The sequence below is a fragment of the Nocardia niigatensis NBRC 100131 genome, assembly GCF_000308655.1.
GTDB classification, from domain to species: Bacteria; Actinomycetota; Actinomycetes; order Mycobacteriales; family Mycobacteriaceae; genus Nocardia; species Nocardia niigatensis.
In genome coordinates this window covers 1-17,366 of the sequence record NZ_BAGC01000112.1, presented here as the reverse complement: position 1 = coordinate 17,366, position 17,366 = coordinate 1, and the positions used below count along the sequence as shown (strand labels likewise).

The 17,366-nt window shown below is 69.2% G+C and carries 16 protein-coding genes and 1 pseudogene; 4 read left to right on the top strand and 13 right to left on the bottom strand.

Going from position 1 to position 17,366, the window contains the following annotated elements; all coding sequences use genetic code 11:
* Positions 1-19 precede the first annotated feature (19 nt).
* Together cmk and der are read left to right on the top strand one after the other, a co-directional pair.
* Positions 20-688, top strand: coding sequence for a (d)CMP kinase (gene cmk, locus ON33_RS34760; RefSeq protein ID WP_051153365.1), 669 nt, complete (start codon positions 20-22; stop codon positions 686-688).
* Positions 685-2,100 (top strand): ribosome biogenesis GTPase Der, encoded by a 1,416-nt coding sequence (gene der / locus ON33_RS34755; RefSeq protein ID WP_040863414.1) that lies wholly within the window; start codon positions 685-687, stop codon positions 2,098-2,100. Before cmk ends, der begins: the two co-directional genes overlap by 4 nt.
* A 68-nt stretch (positions 2,101-2,168) precedes the next feature.
* Here the strand turns inward: der and ON33_RS34750 are convergent, their stop codons facing one another.
* Together ON33_RS34750 and ON33_RS38860 are read right to left on the bottom strand one after the other, a co-directional pair.
* Positions 2,169-2,462, bottom strand: a complete 294-nt coding sequence (locus ON33_RS34750; protein ID WP_040863413.1) for a helix-turn-helix domain-containing protein — start codon at positions 2,460-2,462, stop codon at positions 2,169-2,171.
* Between the two features lie 168 nt (positions 2,463-2,630).
* The gene (locus tag ON33_RS38860) at positions 2,631-3,275 is read right to left on the bottom strand and encodes a nitroreductase family deazaflavin-dependent oxidoreductase (RefSeq protein ID WP_051153341.1); all 645 of its coding nucleotides are present in this window, start codon (positions 3,273-3,275) and stop codon (positions 2,631-2,633) included.
* A 252-nt stretch (positions 3,276-3,527) separates the two neighbouring features.
* Here ON33_RS38860 and ON33_RS34740 point away from each other — a divergent pair, with 252 nt between their 5' ends.
* Positions 3,528-4,100, top strand: coding sequence for a TetR/AcrR family transcriptional regulator (locus ON33_RS34740; RefSeq protein ID WP_040863412.1), 573 nt, complete (start codon positions 3,528-3,530; stop codon positions 4,098-4,100).
* A gap of 10 nt (positions 4,101-4,110) precedes the next feature.
* On the opposite strand, the gene xerD is transcribed toward ON33_RS34740, so the two are convergent.
* From xerD to steA, 5 genes are all read right to left on the bottom strand, one after another.
* Complete coding sequence (gene xerD, locus ON33_RS34735; RefSeq protein ID WP_040863411.1) at positions 4,111-5,031, bottom strand: site-specific tyrosine recombinase XerD; 921 nt, start codon at positions 5,029-5,031, stop codon at positions 4,111-4,113.
* Positions 5,032-5,128: 97 nt separating this feature from the next.
* Positions 5,129-5,776 (bottom strand): NUDIX domain-containing protein, encoded by a 648-nt coding sequence (locus ON33_RS34730; RefSeq protein WP_040863410.1) that lies wholly within the window; start codon positions 5,774-5,776, stop codon positions 5,129-5,131.
* A gap of 144 nt (positions 5,777-5,920) precedes the next feature.
* Positions 5,921-7,648: a CTP synthase gene (pyrG, locus tag ON33_RS34725; RefSeq protein WP_040863409.1), complete on the bottom strand. Its 1,728-nt coding sequence runs from the start codon at positions 7,646-7,648 to the stop codon at positions 5,921-5,923.
* A gap of 152 nt (positions 7,649-7,800) precedes the next feature.
* A complete protein-coding gene (locus tag ON33_RS34720; RefSeq protein ID WP_040863408.1) occupies positions 7,801-8,721 on the bottom strand; it encodes a copper transporter in 921 nt (306 codons plus the stop codon).
* 7 nt (positions 8,722-8,728) lie between these two features.
* A complete protein-coding gene (steA, locus tag ON33_RS34715; protein ID WP_040863407.1) occupies positions 8,729-9,940 on the bottom strand; it encodes a putative cytokinetic ring protein SteA in 1,212 nt (403 codons plus the stop codon).
* A gap of 275 nt (positions 9,941-10,215) precedes the next feature.
* Between steA and ON33_RS34710 the strand changes: the two genes are divergently transcribed.
* Positions 10,216-10,635 carry an SRPBCC family protein gene (locus ON33_RS34710; RefSeq protein ID WP_040863406.1) on the top strand — a complete coding sequence of 140 codons (420 nt, stop codon included), beginning with the start codon at positions 10,216-10,218 and terminating at the stop codon, positions 10,633-10,635.
* 101 nt (positions 10,636-10,736) lie between these two features.
* Here the strand turns inward: ON33_RS34710 and recN are convergent, their stop codons facing one another.
* The 6 genes and pseudogenes from recN to ON33_RS34680 form a co-directional block, all read right to left on the bottom strand.
* Positions 10,737-12,518, bottom strand: a complete 1,782-nt coding sequence (gene recN / locus ON33_RS34705) for a DNA repair protein RecN (RefSeq protein ID WP_040863405.1) — start codon at positions 12,516-12,518, stop codon at positions 10,737-10,739.
* Positions 12,496-13,455 (bottom strand): NAD kinase, encoded by a 960-nt coding sequence (locus ON33_RS34700; RefSeq protein WP_040863505.1) that lies wholly within the window; start codon positions 13,453-13,455, stop codon positions 12,496-12,498. Before ON33_RS34700 ends, recN begins: the two co-directional genes overlap by 23 nt.
* Positions 13,452-14,342, bottom strand: coding sequence for a TlyA family RNA methyltransferase (locus ON33_RS34695; protein WP_040863404.1), 891 nt, complete (start codon positions 14,340-14,342; stop codon positions 13,452-13,454). Before ON33_RS34695 ends, ON33_RS34700 begins: the two co-directional genes overlap by 4 nt.
* Position 14,343: 1 nt before the next feature.
* The gene (locus tag ON33_RS34690) at positions 14,344-14,601 is read right to left on the bottom strand and encodes a hypothetical protein (protein WP_040863403.1); all 258 of its coding nucleotides are present in this window, start codon (positions 14,599-14,601) and stop codon (positions 14,344-14,346) included.
* A 359-nt stretch (positions 14,602-14,960) separates the two neighbouring features.
* Complete coding sequence (locus ON33_RS34685) at positions 14,961-15,863, bottom strand: HAD-IIA family hydrolase (protein ID WP_040863402.1); 903 nt, start codon at positions 15,861-15,863, stop codon at positions 14,961-14,963.
* A 278-nt stretch (positions 15,864-16,141) separates the two neighbouring features.
* Positions 16,142-17,366: pseudogene (locus ON33_RS34680) on the bottom strand (hypothetical protein); the annotation flags it as partial.

Genomic DNA, 17,366 nt, shown 5'->3' with positions numbered 1-17,366 from the left:
GGCGCGACTGGTCGTCGCCATGGACGGCCCGTCGGGCACCGGCAAGTCGAGCGTGTCGCGCCAGCTGGCGACCCGGCTCGAGGCCAGCTACCTCGACACCGGCGCCATGTACCGGGTCGCGACGCTGCGCGTGCTGCGCGGTGGCGTGGACCTGGACGACGCCTCCGCCATCGCGGTGGCGGTCAAGGAGCTGCCGCTGACCATCGGCACCGATCCGAGCCGGGAGGTCATCCTGCTCGACGGTGAGGACGTGTCGAGCGAGATCCGCGGCAATGCGGTGACCAAGGCCGTGTCGGCGGTGTCCGCGGTGCCCGAGGTGCGTGACCAGCTGGTCGCGCTGCAGCGGGACCTCACCGCGGCGGCGGGTCGAATCGTGGTCGAGGGCCGCGATATCGGCACCACCGTGCTGCCCCAGGCCGACGTGAAGATCTACCTGACCGCCTCGGCAGAGGCGCGGGCCTTCCGTCGCAATGCCCAGAACATCGCGGAGGGCCGCGGAGACGATTTCGAGGCCGTGCTGGCCGATGTGCAGCGCCGCGACACCCTCGATTCGACCCGCAAGGTCTCGCCGCTGCGTCCCGCCGAGGACGCCGTGCTGGTCGACACCAGCGATCTGAACAAGGACGAGGTCATCGACGAGCTGTATCGCGTGGTGGCCGAACGGATTTCGGCTGGAGGCTCGCAGTGACCCAGGACACCTTCGCCGGTGATGGCATCTGGTCGGACGAAACCGACTGGGACATCGCCGAATTCGAGGGCGAGCAGGACGCCGAACACATCCCGCTGCCGACGGTGGCCATCGTCGGCCGCCCGAACGTCGGCAAATCGACCCTGGTGAACCGTATTCTCGGTCGCCGCGAGGCCGTGGTGGAGGACATTCCGGGCGTGACCCGGGACCGTATCTCCTACGAGGCCACCTGGGCCGGACGCCGATTCATGGTGCAGGACACCGGCGGCTGGGAGCCCGACGCCAAGGGCCTGCAGCAGTCGGTGGCCCGGCAGGCCGAGGTCGCCATGAGGACGGCCGACGCGATCGTGGTCGTGGTGGATGTCACCACGGGCGCGACCTCCGCCGACGAGGCGGTGGCGAAGACGCTGCGCCGCAGCAAGACCCCGGTCATCCTGGTCGCCAACAAGGTCGACAACCAGAAGCTGGAGGCCGACGCGGCCGAGCTGTGGTCGATGGGTCTCGGTGAGCCGCAGCTGGTCTCGGCCACACACGGCCGCGGCACCGGTGACCTGCTGGACCTCATTCTGGAGGTGATGCCCGAAACTCCGCGTGAGGGAACGGGTCTCACCGGCGGCCCGCGCCGCGTGGCGCTGGTCGGCAAGCCGAACGTCGGCAAGTCGTCGCTGATCAACCGGCTGGCGGGCGAAGAACGCTCGGTGGTCCACAATGTCGCGGGCACCACCGTCGACCCGGTCGACTCGCTGGTCGAACTGGGCGGCAAGCTGTGGCGATTCGTGGACACCGCGGGCCTGCGCCGCAAGGTGAGCAATGCCTCCGGCCACGAGTTCTACGCCTCGCTGCGCACCAAGGGGGCCATCGAGGCCGCCGAGGTGGCGGTCATGCTCATCGACGCCTCCGAGCCGATCACCGAGCAGGACCTGCGCGTCATCTCCATGGTGGCCGAGACCGGCCGCGCCCTCGTCATCGCCTACAACAAGTGGGATCTGGTCGACGAGGACCGCCGGGAAATGCTGGAACGCGAGATCGACCGCGAAATGGTCCAGGTCCGCTGGGCCCAGCGCGTCAATATCTCCGCCCACACCGGCCGCGCCGTCCAAAAGCTCGTCCCGGCAATGGAAACCGCCCTGGACTCCTGGGACAAGCGCATTTCCACCGGCCGCCTGAACAACTGGCTCAAGGAAGTCATCGCGGCGACCCCGCCGCCGATGCGAGGCGGCCGCCTCCCCCGAGTCCTGTTCGCCACCCAGGCCTCCACCCGCCCCCCGACGTTCGTCCTCTTCACCACGGGCTTCCTCGAGGCCGGCTATCGCCGGTTCATCGAACGCAAGCTCCGCGAAGAGTTCAACTTCGACGGCTCCCCCGTCCGCGTGAACGTCCGAGTCCGCGAAAAGCGCGAACGCAAGAAGTAAGACCCACGCGCAGCAGGAAACCCAACGCCCGGGTGACGGATCAGACCGTCCCCCGGGCGTTCTCGTCCTCACGCGATCGCGGAGATCTCGCCGTCATCGAAGTGGATCGACTGATGCAAGCGCCCACCGAGGGCTGCAGCGTAGCGCACCAGGAGTTCACAGCCGGCGATGCTCCCTTGCTCGATCTGGGTGATGCGCCCTTTTGTCACGCCCATCCGCTCAGCAAGCTGCTGCTGCGTCATGCCTCGTGAACGCCGGATCTCTGCGAGCAGCTCCTCTTTCCCCGCCGCAACAGCCTCTTCACCGCCCGCTCGTTCGACGAACTCTTCGCGGATGTCCCGCCACCGCGAGTACCCGCTCATCGGGAACCCTCCATTCCTTTCCGGCGTTCCTTTGGTCTGCCACGCGGAGCAGTACAGGAATAACTACACCTGCGTGGGTCTGATCAGCATGACCCCGGCCCGGGCGGGTCTGCTCGACGACCGGTCGGGAACGACTGCGGCGGCCGGCGTTTCGAGACCGGATCTGCGCTAGGGCAGTGGGGTCAGTTCGAAGACGGGATGGGCGGCGGCGGTGCGGGCGAGGTCTGCTGGTGTCGGCCGGGTCGGCAGGCCGAGGGTGCGGCGTAGGACAAGGCCGCCGACGGGGCGCGAGAGTCGAGGGGCGACAACGTCTTTCAGGATTTGGGTGGCTTGGTCGGTGGGGAGTTCGACGGCGGTGTAGTTGGTGCGAGTGGGGCCGGCGGTGAGGGTGGCGCGGCCTGCGGCGCGGAGGTTGCGGGCCCATTGGGCGTTGCTGGAGTGGGTGGCGATGATCCAGCGGTGGTCGCCCCCGCCGAAGACGTCCACGGGGTTGGTTCTGGGGAGGCCGGATCGCCTGCCGGCCACGGTCAGCAGGGCGACCGGTCCGAGGCGGACGCCGGACCGCGCCAGTATCGAGACGGCTCGGCCCACCAGGTTGTGGCCGAACCGGGCACCGCCGAGGACATGCACGGCGGCGAAGGCAACCAGGAACAGTCCGGCGAGCAGGCCGCCGAGCCAGTCCCACAACGCGGCGGCGCCGAACGCGGCGATCCCCAGATGCAGGGCGATGAGCACGGCGCCCAGCCCGCCGACGGCCGAGATGCCGCGGCGGCGGGAGGGGGACGTGGCGTGAAGATTCCTCGTGGAGTTCATGATTCGCGTCTCTCTCAACAGGCAAGAGCCACTATGGGCATTTGCCCACATACTATGGGCGATCGCCCATAGTAGGCAAGACCCGCGCTGCAGAGCGTGCAGCCACGGCTCCCGCCGATGTGCGAGCTCGGAGATTTCCGTCGGGTGCGAGCCTCGAGACTCGTGCCCGGGCGCGGGCCAATAGACTTGACCGGATGTCCAGGGCGGTCGGCGAATCCGTCGATCACGACGCCGGAAGGGGAAGAGCGAAGCATGCGTGGCGTTCCACGGCCCGATCTGCGCGCCGAGCTGTTCGCCGCCGCGGACCGGATCCTGGCGCGCGACGGCGCCGCGGGCCTGACCAGCCGGGCCATCACCGATGAGGCCGGGTGCGCGAAAGGCATCCTGCACAACCACTTCGACGGACTCGAAGGCTTCCTCACCGACTACGCCGCCGACCGCCTGCAACGCGCCGTCGACGAGCTCTCCGGCCTGCCGGCCCGCGCCGGGCAGGGCGACATCCTCGACAATCTCACCGAAGCCGCCGTCACCCTCTTCGACTCCGGCGCCCTCCCGACCGCCGCCCTGATCTCCGCCCGGCCCGCGCTGGCCACCCGCATCGGCACCGCGATCGCCGCCGATTCGGCCCTCAACACCAGCGAGCGGTTCTTCGCCGACTATCTGTCCGCCGAGCAAACCGCCGGCCGCCTACCGGCCGGTCAGGACACCCACACCCTCGCTTTCACCCTCGTCGGCTCTATCCACCACCTGTTCTTCACCTCGCGGGGCGCGGAACTCGACCCCACCCGGGTCCGCCGGATCATCCGCACCCTGCTGCATCTCTGAGGACCTGCGGTCAGCGGGCTCGGGGGTGCGCGGTAGCCCAGACCTCGTGGAGGGTGCCGACGGTGACCAGGGTGTAGATCTGGGTGGTGGTCACCGAGGCGTGGCCGAGTAGTTCCTGGACGACGCGGACATCGGCGCCGCCGTCGAGGAGGTGGGTGGCGAACGAATGCCGCAGGGTGTGGGGCGAGACCTGGGCGGCGATGCCGGCGCGGTCGGCGGCGGATTGCAGCACCTGCCAGGCGGATTGGCGGGAGAGGCGGCCGCCGCGGTGGTTGAGGAAGAGGGCGGCGTTGCCCTTGCCTCGGGTCGAGAGGGCGGGGCGGCCGCGGACCAGGTAGTTGTCGAGGGCGGCCAGGGCGGGGCGGCCGATGGGGACCATGCGTTGCTTGCCGCCCTTGCCACGCAGGATCACCGCGCGGTCGGCGATGTCGATATCGTCCACGTCGAGGCCGACCATCTCCGAGATGCGAGCGCCGGTGGAGTACAGCAACTCCAGCAGCGCCCGGTCCCGCAGGCCGCGCGGGCCGTCGGCAAGGTCGCCACCGGCGGCGTCGAGCAGACGGGAAACCTGGTCGTATGGGAGGGCTTTCGGCAGCCGCCGGGCGGGGGTCGGCGGTTTCACCGGATGCGCGACATCAGCGTCGGTGATCCCCTCGGCCGTCGCGAACCGGTGCAGCCCGCGGACCGCGACCAGCGCCCGCGAGGCCGACGAGGCCGCCAGGGCGGGATGCTCGGAGTCACCGGCCCGCAGCGACACCATGTATTCCGAAATGTCCGATTCAGCCACGCGGGCAAGCGTTTCCACCCCGCGCCCGGACAGAAAGTACTGGTACCGGCCCAGATCCCGCCGATACGCGCTGAGCGTATTGCGCGCGGCGCCGCGCTCGACCGCCAAATGGTCGAGGTACGCGTCGATCTGGCGCTTCAGCACGGGTCACATCATTGCAGCAGCCACCGACGAACTCTCCGACCCGAACCCCGGCGAACAGAACAAGTTTCCCAATCGGGATCTACCGCGGGATCGGGATCTACGCCTCCCGCGCCTTGCGGTCCAGGAAGGCGGTCGGCATCCCCGGCCAGGGCGCGTCTGCGGGCCGCAACCGAGCGCCGCTGGAACGGGCCGTCATCAACGCCGTCACCCCGGCCACCGCTGTGGCATTGGTGATCTCGCCCGCCAGCGCGGCCTGCGCGGCCTCCGCCAACGGCATTCGCAGCACCTCGAGGTCAGCCTCCTCGTGTTCCGGGTCCGGGCGGTCGATTTCGTAGAGCCCGGTCGCCAGGTACACCCGCAGCGCCTCATCGGTGAACCCGGGCGAGAGCGCCACATCGACCAGCACCGACCACTCCCGCGCGGCCAGCCCGGTCTCCTCGGCCAGCTCCCGCTGCGCCGCCTCGAGCGGATCCTCCCCCACCTCGTCCAGCAGTCCGGCCGGCAGTTCCAGCAGCCGCCGCCCGATCGGATGCCGGTACTGGTTGATCAGCACCAGATTGTCGTTCTCGTCCAGCGCCGCCACCGCGACCGCCGCGTGGTGCTCGATCACCTCCCGCTCGGCGACCTTGCCGCCGGGCATGACCACCTGGTCCAACCGCAGCGCCAGGATCGCACCCGAGTACACGGTGCGACTGGACAGGACATCGAAATCATGTGTGCCGGGGACCGGTTCCGAGGAGGTCATTCGAGAACCGTAGCGTGAATGCCTTGCGGGCCGGGACGGAGCGGGCCCGTCGTCGTGGCGTACGACACGCGAACACCGGATACGACACCGCCCGAGCACTCGTCGAATGCTCGGGCGGGCCGCGGAATCCGCGTCGGGCGGGAACTACTTGGAGACCTTCTCGGCCTCCGCGGCGGGAACCTCGCTCGGGATCTCCACCGGAAGCCGTTCGGCGGCCTTGTATTCCAGCGCCGCCGAGATGAGCGCCGCGAACAGCGGGTGCGGCCGGGTCGGGCGGGACTTGAGTTCCGGGTGCGCCTGGGTGGCGACCAGGAACGGGTGCTTGTCCTTCGGGTACTCCACGAACTCGACCAGGTGGCCGTTCGGGGAGGTGCCGCTGAACTTCAGGCCGCTCTTGGCGATCTTGTCGCGGTAGGTGTTGTTGACCTCGTACCGGTGGCGGTGCCGCTCGGAGACCTCGGTCTCGCCGTACGCCTGCGCGACCAGCGAATCCTGCTGCAGCACAGCGGGGTACGCGCCCAGGCGCATGGTGCCGCCGAGGTCGGCCTCGCCGGCCACGATCTGCTCCTGGTCGGCCATGGTCGAGATGACCGGGTACTTGGTGTCGGGCTCGAACTCCGCCGAGTTGGCGTCCTTCAGCCCCACCGAGCGCGCCGCCTCGATGACCACGCACTGCAGACCCAGACACAGACCCAGCAGTGGAACCTTGTGCTCGCGCGCGAAGCGGATGGCGCCCACCTTGCCCTCGATGCCGCGAATGCCGAAGCCACCCGGGATGAGGATGGCGTCCACGTCGGCCAGGTGCGAGCGCGCACCCGCCTCGGTCTCGCACTCGTCGGACTGCACCCAGCGGATGTTCACCTTGGCCCGCGAGGCGAAACCGCCCGCGCGCAGCGCCTCGGTGACCGACAGGTAGGCGTCGGGCAGGTCCACGTACTTGCCGACCAGCGCGATGGTGACTTCTTCGCGTGGGTTGTGCACGCGGTCCAGCAGGTCGCCCCAGACCGTCCAGTCCACATCGCGGAAGGGCAGCCCGAGCTTGCGAACGACATAGGCGTCCAAGCCTTCCCGGTGCAGCACCTTCGGAATGTCGTAGATCGACGGCGCGTCCGGCGTCGAGATGCAGGCGTCCACATCCACGTCGCACATGAGCGCGATCTTGTTCTTCAGCGGCTGCGGCACATCGCGGTCGCAGCGCAGGATCAGCGCATCGGGCTGGATACCGATATTGCGCAGCGCCGCCACCGAGTGCTGGGTCGGCTTGGTCTTCAGCTCGCCCGAAGGACCCAGGTAGGGCACCAGCGTGACGTGCAGGAAGAAGCAGTTCTCGCGACCCACCTCATGGCGGATCTGCCGCGCCGCCTCGAGGAACGGCTGCGACTCGATATCGCCCACCGTGCCACCGATTTCGGTGATCACCACATCCGGCGCCTGCCCGTGCAGGTCCGGTCCCGTCATCGCGAGGATGCGGCTCTTGATCTCGTCGGTGATGTGCGGGATCACCTGCACGGTGTCACCGAGGTACTCGCCTCGGCGCTCCTTGGCGATCACCTTCGAGTACACCTGGCCGGTGGTGACATTGGCGTCGCCGGACAGATCGCGATCCAGGAAACGCTCGTAGTGACCGACATCGAGGTCCGTCTCCGCGCCGTCCTCGGTCACGAACACCTCACCGTGCTGGAAGGGGTTCATGGTGCCGGGATCAACGTTCAGGTACGGATCCAGCTTCTGCATCGTGACGCGCAGACCGCGCGACGTAAGCAGCTGACCGAGGCTGGAGGCGGTCAGACCCTTACCGAGTGAAGAGGCGACACCGCCGCTGACGAAGATGTGTTTCGTGGCCGCGCGCGCCGGAATCCGTGAATTACCCACGGGTCTTCACGGTAACACGGATCCGCCGGGCCGATCACATGCCACGCATGCCGGTTGCCCGGTATTGGCTCGATTCCGCGTGTCGGGGGCAACTTTTCCCGTGTCGGCATCGGTGTGGCCGGGGGCTTTCTCCGGCGCGATCATGGTTCTCCTCAGTGCGGCATGGCCGCGACTGTGAGCGAGGTCGCCTTCGCGCCCGTGCCGTAACGACCGGTACCGCCGTTCAGCTGCTCGGTGAGCCCGAGCACGGTGGTGATCCGCCCGATCTCACGGTCGGCATTGTCGACGGTCGTGACGGTGGACAGCCCGCCCTCGGAGCGCGCCACTGCGATCGCACCGGGCCCCTCGGCGGCCCCGTAGCGACCCGCCAGCACCACACCGGCGCTGTGGGACCGCAGTCCCCCGGCGAACCGGGCGATGATGGTGCCGCGATTGTTCTCGTCGGCCCGGGCGCCGTCGCCGGTGACCACCACGGCCAGCTGGGCGGGCTGGACGTCGGCGAAGTTGAGGAAGCCGCCGCCGCGCAGGGTCTCGAGGGCCAGGCCGCGTTCCTGCGGCGTGCCGCGCGACTGTCCGTTCACCGGATCGTCGAGCAGCACCTGGCCGAGCAGATCGCCGGCGAGGCTGCCCTGATCGACGGCGTCGACCACGAGCTGCGCGCCGGCGGGGACCACGTTCAGCAGTGCGGTGCGCAGTCGGTCGCCCTCGGAGGAGTCGGTGAACGCGCCGGTCAGGCCGATTCGGCCGGTGACGGCGGCGCCCGCGGTGGTCAGCGCCGCCGTGACCGCGTCGGCGTCGCCGCTGTCGGCGTCGGGAGTGGTGAAGACCAGGACCGACCGGTTTGCCAGCGCGCCCGACAGCAGCTTGCCGGCCGCACCGGAAAGGAAGGCGTCGGCGGCCTTCACCTGTTCGTTCAGATGCCCGTTCTCGGCACGCAGATCGTCGATCTGCTGCCGGTCGCCCGTGCCGGGAAACAACCCGTTGCCTTGCGTGCGGGTGCCCAGCACCACGCCGACCGCCAGGGCCAGGAATACCGCGGCGATCGAAATCGCGTGGTGGCGAAACGAAATCATCGGACTCCTACCTGTGCCGATCCAATAGGCCCTGTACCCAGTGCGATCCGCGATGCCAGGTATCGGCGGTCCAGGTCAGCGCCTCACCGCCCATGTGGGTGGCCAGCAGCGCGACCACCAGGGCCACCAGCGCGGCGAGCACCACCAGCGCGACCGCCCAGCCCGAACCCCGCTGACGGTACAGCGAGGCAACGGCTTTGGCGTCCATGAGCTTGGTGCCCATCTTGAGGCGAGTCAGGAACGTCGCCGGATTCGAGTCACGCCGGCCGCGGTCGAAGAAGTCGTCCAGCGAGACCGCCGCGCCGACCGTCACGATCAGCGACGCGCCGTGGTGATCCGCCAGCAGCAACGCCAGATCCGAGGGCGCGCCCGAGGACGGGAAGGTGGTCGCGCCGATGCCCAGATCCTGGATGCGGTCCAAACCCTTGGCGTGGCCGTCGGTATCGGCGGGCAGGATCACCTCCGCACCCGATTTCAGCGTGTTGGCGGTGATCTCCTCCGGGTCGCCGACGATGAGGTCGGGCCGGTAGCCGTGCCTGGTCAGGGTGTCCGCGCCCCGGCCGACGCCGATCAGGATCGGCGCGTACTCCTTGATGAACGGCTTGATGCGCTTGAGGTCCTCGATGTGCTCGGGACCGTCGGCCACCACCACGACATGCCGCTTCTTCATCTCGACTTCGACATCCGGCACGCCGATTCCGTCTATGAGCAAGGAGGATTCGGTGCGGATGAACTCGATGGTGTTGCCGGAGAAGGCTTCCAGATGGTCGGCCAGCCCGTTGCGCGCCTCGATCATGCGCTCGGCGATGGCGGCCTCGGTGAGCTCGATGCCCTCGACCAGCGCCTCGGGTTCCTTCTTCGCCAGCTTGTCGGCGTAGACGACCCCGCCCTCGACGCGGACCCGGCTGCCGTCCTTGATCTTCTTGAAGACGTCGGAGCTGACCGCGTCCAGCAGCTGGATGCCATTGGCCACCAGCACTTCCGGACCCAGATTCGGATATCGCCCGGAGATGGAGGGCGAGGCGTTCACCACCACCGCCACCTGGGCTTCGACGAGCCGGTCGGCGGTGAGCCGATCCAGGTCCATCTCGTCGAGCACCACCACGTCGCCGGGACCCACGCGCTGGAGCAAACGTCTGGTATTGCGGTCCACCCGGGCCATTCCGGTCAGACCCGGAAGCGTTTCGGCATTACGCGACAGCAGGGCCAGCATCTTCATAACAATCGATGATGACCCTGAAGTCTCAACCTTCAGTGGAGGCGCGCCGGTCAGCAAACGATCTGCACCCCATACCCGCCATTTCAGCGGACGACCGAGAGCCGTTGTCGGCCATGCATCTGCGCTATCAGTTTGGTACCGAAACAATTTCGGTCATACCGGGCGAGTTGCCTCAATCTGCACGAAAATCCGTGGTCACGATCACGTACGGGCGCTGTAGGTGCGGCTTCGATCGCACCTTCCATCTTACCGACCGGTAAGGCTATGCTCCGGACATGGCCAGCACCACCGTTGATACCGTTCTCCCCGCCCCGCGTGAGGTCGTCTACAAGCTCTTCACCGAGCGCGACAGCCTCAATGCCTTTCTGCCCATTCAGATTTCGCTGAAGAAGCCGGGCATCGGGAGCCCGTCCGGCGTCGGCGCGCAGTACCACCTGGGCGTGGCCGGCATCGGCCCGACCGAGGAGACCACCGAGCTCGTCCCCAACGAGCGCATGGTCTACCGCGTCATCGCGGGCGCGCCGGTCAAGCGGCACGTCGGCACCATCAGCTTCTCCGACGCGCCGGGCGGAACCCGGGTCGTCTACACGATGGAATCCGAGCCCAGCCTCCCCGTTCCCGCGAAGATCCTCGAGCCCGGCCTCCGCGCTCTCACCAACGCCCTCATCGGCGGCGTGCGCAAGGCTCTGAAGTAAACGAGTAGTACTCGGCCACCGCGCCTTCGGAGCCGGCGCGGCGGCACGGACAGCACCGGCCGGACCCCTCACGGGCCCGGCCGGTTTGCTGTTCGTATGAGTTACTCGCCGGACGCGGCAGCGCCGACCTTCTCGGCGTGGGCCGTGGTGAGCAGCTCCCAGGCGTGGGCGCGGCCGGTTTCGGTGTCGCCCATGCCCGCCAGCATGCGAGCCAGCTCCACGACGCGCTCATCCTGGGTGAGGGCCTTCACGCCGGATTTGACGGCCTTGCCGTCATCGAGCTTGTCGACCACCAGGTGGGTGTCGGCGAAGGCGGCTACCTGCGGGAGATGGGTGACGACAATGACCTGGTGGGTACGGGCCAGCCGGGCCAGGCGGCGCCCGATTTCAACGGCGGCGCGGCCGCCGACACCGGCGTCGACCTCGTCGAAGACCATGGTGGTGCCATGCTCGGAGCTGGCGAGAACCACTTCCAGGGCGAGCATGATGCGGGAGAGCTCACCGCCGGAGGCGCTCTTGCTCAGCGGCAGCGGGTGCGCGCCCGAGTGGGCGGCCAGGCGGAATTCCACCTCGTCCACACCGGTCGAGCCGGCGTGCAGTTCCTTGCCGTCGATGACCAGCGGGGCCGAATCCTGTACGCCCGCAAGGACGGGACCGACGCCGACCTCGAGCCGCGCCCGGCCCATGGCCAGACCGCCCAGTTCCGTGCTCACCGCGGAGGCGAGCTTCCCAGCGGCCTTGCTGCGGGCCGCGGTCAGCTTCTTGGCCGTCTCCCGCACCTTCTCGGCCGCGGTCTCGACATCGGCGGCCAGCGACGCGAGCGCCTCCTCCGACACGTCCAGCGATTCCAGGCGGGTGCGCGCCTCCTCGGCCCACTTGATGACCCCGTCGATATCGGGGGCGTACTTGCGGGTCAGCGTCTTCAGCTCGGCCTGGCGGGTCAGCATGGACTCCAGCGCGCCCGGATCCGAGGGCAGGTCCGACAGGTAGGAGCTGAGCTCGGTGGTCAGATCCACCACCACCGAAATCGCCTCGCCCAGACGGGGAGCCAGCGCGGTCAGGATCGGATCGTCGGAGGCCTCGATGCGGGCGCGCGCGGTACCCAGCAGATCCAGGGCGCCCGCGTCCTCCCCCGGCGAATCGGCCGGACCGGCCAGCGCGTCGTGCGCGGTGGACGCCGCCTCGCGCAGCGAATCCAGATCCGACAACCGGCGCACCTCGGCCACCAGATGATCGTCCTCACCGGGTTCCGGTGCGACGGCGTCGATCTCGGCCAGCGACTGCGTCAGATGATCGGCTTCCAGGGCCAGTTCCCGGCTGCGCGCGGTCCGCTCGAGCAGCTGATTGCGCTTGTCCAGCCAGGCCTTTCGCGCCTTCTGATACTTGGCCAGCAGCGGGGCCACCGCCTCGGAGGCGAACTGGTCCAACGCGTGCAGCTGCTGATCCGGCCGCTGCAGCCGCAGCTGATCGTTCTGCCCGTGCACCGTCAGCAGCGGAGTGGTGAAGTCCGCGAGCACCGCGGCCGGTACGCTGCGGCCACCCAGGTGGGCGCGGGAGCGGCCGTCGGATCCAACGGTGCGGACGGCGATGATGCTGCCGTCGTCATCGCGTTCGGCGCCGGTCGATTCCAGCACCTCCTCCACCTCGCCGAGCGCGCCGTCGTGCACCTCGTCCACGGTGAAACGACCCTCGACCACGGCCCGCGACGCCCCCAGGCGCACCCGGCCGGCATCGGCGCGAGCGCCGCTCAGCAAATGCAGGCTCGTCACCACCATGGTCTTGCCCGCACCGGTCTCACCGGTCAGAACGGTCAAACCCTCGTGGAATTGTGCGGTGGCGGTGGAAATTACGCCCAGCCCGTCAATCCTGATCTCTGTCAGCACTCGTGCTCTCCGTTCGCCGTCGGCCACGCCAGCCTGTCACGGGCAATTGGAATTTGCGCACCATCCGATCGGCGAACGGCGCGGAGTCGAGCCGAACCCACCGCACCGGTTCGGTCCCGCGGACCGCCTCGACCCGGCCGCCCCGCGGCAGTGCGAGGGTGCGTCGGCCGTCGAGGAAGACGATCGCGTCGTGGCCCGTCGCAACGGTTTCCACGGCGATCAGCGAATTCGGGCTGGTCACCAGGGGTCGCGCGAACAGGGCGTGGGCATTGGACGGAATCACCAGCAGCGCTTCGAGTTCCGGCCACACCACGGGCCCGCCCGCCGAGAAGGCGTAGGCGGTGGACCCGGTCGGCGTGGCGATCAGCACACCGTCGCAGCCGAAGGCCGAGACGGGCCGGCCGTCCACCTCGAGCACCACCTCCAGCACGCCCATGCGCGCCGCGTTCTCGATGCTCGCCTCGTTCAGCGCCCAGCCGCGCTCCACCACCACATCGTCGACGCGCACGGTGACATCGATGGTCATCCGCTCCTCGACGGTGTAGTCGCGCCGCACTACCTGCGACAGCGCCTCGTCCAGGTTCTCGGCCTCGGCCTCGGTGAGAAAACCGATGCGCCCCAGGTTGATTCCGAGCACCGGCACCGACGCACTGCGGGCCAGTTCGGCCGCGCGCAGGAAAGTCCCGTCGCCGCCGAGGGCCAGCACCATCTCGGTGCCGACCGCCGCGTCGGGATTGTGCTCCATGACCCGAGCCGGGTAGCTGTCGATATCGCTCTGATTGTCGAACCGGGTGCTGTAGGCCTCGTCCTCGAGCACCCGCAGCCCGATACCGGCCCCGCACAGGATCTTCGCGACCCGGTGCGCGGTATCGGTGATCTCCGGCCGTCCCGGGTGCGCGACCAGCAGAACCTCTCTGGCGGGGCTAGCCGCGTTCACTGTGGACCCTCCTGCACCGCACGCTCGATCAGCGCCGCCACACGCGCCGCCTCGTCTGCATCGTATGCGCCCCCACCGACGTCCGCGCCGTCGCCGGGCCCACCCGGTTCGGTCACCGGACGCTCCGACGCGCCGGGCTCCTTGCGCAACCAGAGGAAATACTCGACGTTCCCGGACGGACCGGGCAGCGGACTGGCCGTCACGCCGCGCGTGCGCAACCCGAGTCTCGCTGCCGCCGCGGCGACTTCGCGCACCGCCTCGGCGCGCAATGCCGGATCCCGCACCACGCCACCGGATCCCACCCGGTCCTTACCCACCTCGAACTGCGGTTTCACCATGGGCAGCAGATCCGCGCCCGGCGCGCAACAGGCCGCCAGCGCGGGCAGCACCAGACCGAGGGAGATGAACGACAGGTCGGCGACCACCAATTCGACGGTGCCGCCGATGAGTTCGGGCGTCAGCTGCCGCACATTGGTGCGGTCGTGCACGCGGACGCGGTCATCGTTCTGCAGGCGCCAGATCAGCTGGCCGTACCCGACATCGGCGGCCACGACCTCCTTGGCGCCCCGCGACAGCAGCACATCGGTGAACCCGCCCGTCGACGCGCCCGCGTCGAGGCAGCGTTTGCCCTCGACCGATACGCCCTCCGGGGCGAACGCCTCCAGGGCGCCCAGCAGTTTGTGCGCCCCGCGCGAGGCCCACTGCACCTCGTCGGGTTCCTCCCGCACCAGCAGCGGGGTACCCGCCTCGACTCCGGTCGCCGCCTTGGTGGCGACCGATCCATTGATCAGGACGCGGCCCGCATTGATCAGCTCGACCGCGTGTTCCCGCGACCGCGCCAATCCGCGGCGAACCAGTTCCGCGTCCACTCGCGCGCGTCTGGCCACCTCAGATCTTGTCCACCGTGGCCAGGGCCTGCACCAGCACGTCGTGCGCCTGCTCCAGAATCTTGGCCCGCCGCACGATATCGGTGCCCTCCGAGTTCATGCTCGGGGCACCTGGAAAGCCCGGATTCGGTGCGCCCGCCGACAATTCGTGCAGCAGCGCGGCCACCTCGGCCTCGACCCGTTCCGGGTCGGCGAACTCCTGGTTCGCGGCCGGCAGATGCTGCCCGGGCAGCGGCGCCCCGGGACGGGGGCCCGGCATCCCGGCATGGGCTCCTGGCGTTCCAGCATGGGCTCCTGGTGCCGGAAACTGCGGGCGAGGCGTGGGCGTAGTCATCGTGGCGACAACGCTACCCGAACTCGTATTCGAACACACGTACCCCCGCCCTCCCGATCCCCGCACCGACCGGCCGGGCCGCCGCATCGCGAGCTCTCTCCCCTCACCGCACCGATTGCACGGCACAGCCCCGAAAACGCCTTGCGAGTAGCCGACCCGCGCCGCACCGCCAGCGATTCCCCGACTACACGCCGGACGTCGAGCCGACCACCGCACCAGATTGCACGGCACAGCCCCGAAAACGCCTTGCGGGTAGCCGACCCGAGCCGCCGACGATTCCCCGACTACACGCCGGGCGTCGAGCCGACCCGGATCGCGCGGCCCGGAGCGGCGTCCAGGCGGGCCGCGATCGCCTTCGCGATATCGCCGCTGCCCGGCACGACCGGATCGAGGTCGGCGGCGGGGTGATTCAGGGCTTCGAGTGATTCAGCGATATAGGTGGGCATGCGGTCGGCCGGCTGGGTGCGGAGGTCCTCGAGGGTGCTCACGCCGGTGAGGACCATCAGCGACTCCAGGCCGGTGGCGGCCGCGCCGTCGATATCCGTGTCGAGACGGTCGCCGACCACCAGGGCGTCACGGGTTTTCGCGCGCTCGAGCGCGTCCTCCATCAGGGGCGCGAAAGGCTTGCCCGCCACGATCGGCGCCAACCCGGTCACGTGGCGCAGCGCCGCGACCATGGAGCCGTTGCCCGGGGCGAGGCCGCGTTCGGTGGGGAGGGTCGCGTCGGTGTTGGCGGCCACCCAGAGCGCGCCTGCGCGCAGCGCGTAGGCGGCCTCGGCCAGATCCGGCCATCCCGTCTGCATCGAATGGCCCTGCACCACGGCGCTCGGCGTGATGCCGTCGAATCGACGGATCGCCTGCAGGCCGACATTCTCCACCTCGGCGATCAGGTCATCGGTGCCGACCACCAGCACCGTGGAACCGGGCGCGATCCGCTGAGCCAGCAGCCGGGCGGCCGCCTGCGCGCTCGTCACCACCGCGTCCTCGTGGGCATCGAAACCCAGATCCCGCAGATGCAGTGCCACCGCGTCGGCCGAGCGGCTCGCATTATTGGTGACATACATCAGGCGCTGTTCGGAATCACCCGCCGAAAGTGCTTCCGAGGCACCCGGAATCGGCTCGTGGCCGCGGAACAGCGTTCCGTCCAGATCCAACAGCAATGCCTCGAACCGGTCCCGCAGTCGCATTACGCCGTCCCTCTCATCACTCTGCCCAGAAACAAGAAGACCGTGCGGCTGCGCTGTTGCGCGGCCGCACGGTCGGAATCACTTGCCAGTCCTCAGTTCTCGGAGGCGTCCGCGGACTTGCCGGAACCGTCCGCGGGCTCGCCGGTGTCGTCCGCGGCCTTCCCGGACTCGCCGGCGGTGTCCTCGTCGACGGAATCATCCTCCGCCGCAGGGGAATCCGCTTCGTCCTCATCCTCGTCGTCATCGAACGCCGCGGTCCAGTCGGCGCCGCCGTCACCGTCGCCGGAGAGTTCGGCGGCGCGCTCCTCGGCGTCGGTCTCGCCGTCAAGATCCGCGGAGGCGGCGTTCATGAACCAGGTGAGCGCTTCCTCGTCGCGACCGGCGGCCAGCAGGGCCTCGGCGTACGCGTAGAACAGGCGGGCGGCCGCGGAACCGGTCCGCGACGGATCCAGCTCAGCGGTCTGCAGGGTCACCACGGCCTGGTCGAACTGACCCAGGTCCATGCGGGCGCCCGCGACCACAATGCGCAGCTCGGTGGCCTCGTCGCCCTGCAGGGCCCGGGCCTCATCGCTGCGGCCCAGCTCGATGGCACGCTCGGGACGACCCAGACCCCGCTCACAGTCGGCCATCACGGCCAGCAGACCCGAACCACCGGACATGCGACGCGCGGTCCGCAGCTCCGACAGCGCCTCGGCCCACTCACCCGCGTGATAGGCCGCGACACCGGCGGTCTCGCGCACCACGGCGATACGGCCGGCCCGCTGCCGGGCAGCGCGCGCGTGCTCCAGCGCCAGCTCCGGATCCTCGTCCAGCAGCTGCGCCACCATCACCAGGTGCCGCGCCACCGACTCGGCATTGCCCTTGTCCAGGCTCAGCAGATCGCGGCGTACCGCCGGCTCGAGATCGGAGGCCTGCACGTCGTCCGGCAGGTTCGGCTCCTCGGGACGACCCGAACGCCGCTCCCCCGGCCGGCCGGCGCCGACCCGCGCGCCCTCGCCACCCCGGCGACGCTCGCCACGATCGAACGACTTCTCGCGCGCGCCCTCCCCGGCCCGGTCGAAATCCTTGTCCGCGACGGCGTTCTCCCGGCGCTCGTCCCCAGACCCGCTGCGCGCGAAGCCCTTCCGCTCCGCACGCTCACCACGGTCCCGGTCGAATCCCCGTCCGCCACCACGATTCTCGCCGCCCCGGTTGTATCCGCCTTCACGACGATCACCACGATCGGACCCGCCTTCACGACGGTCCTGGCTGTAGCCACCCTCGCGACGGTCACCGCGATCACGGTTGAATCCACCCTCGCGGCGCTCACCACGATCGAAACCGCCTTCACGACGGTCCCGGTTGAACCCGCCTTCACGACGATCACCACGATCGGACCCGACTTCACGACGATCACCACCGCGGTTGAAGCCGCCCTCGCGACGATCACCACCACGGTTGAACCCGCCCTCGCGACGGTCGTTACCACGATCGAAACCGCCCTCGCGGCGCTCACGGTTGTAG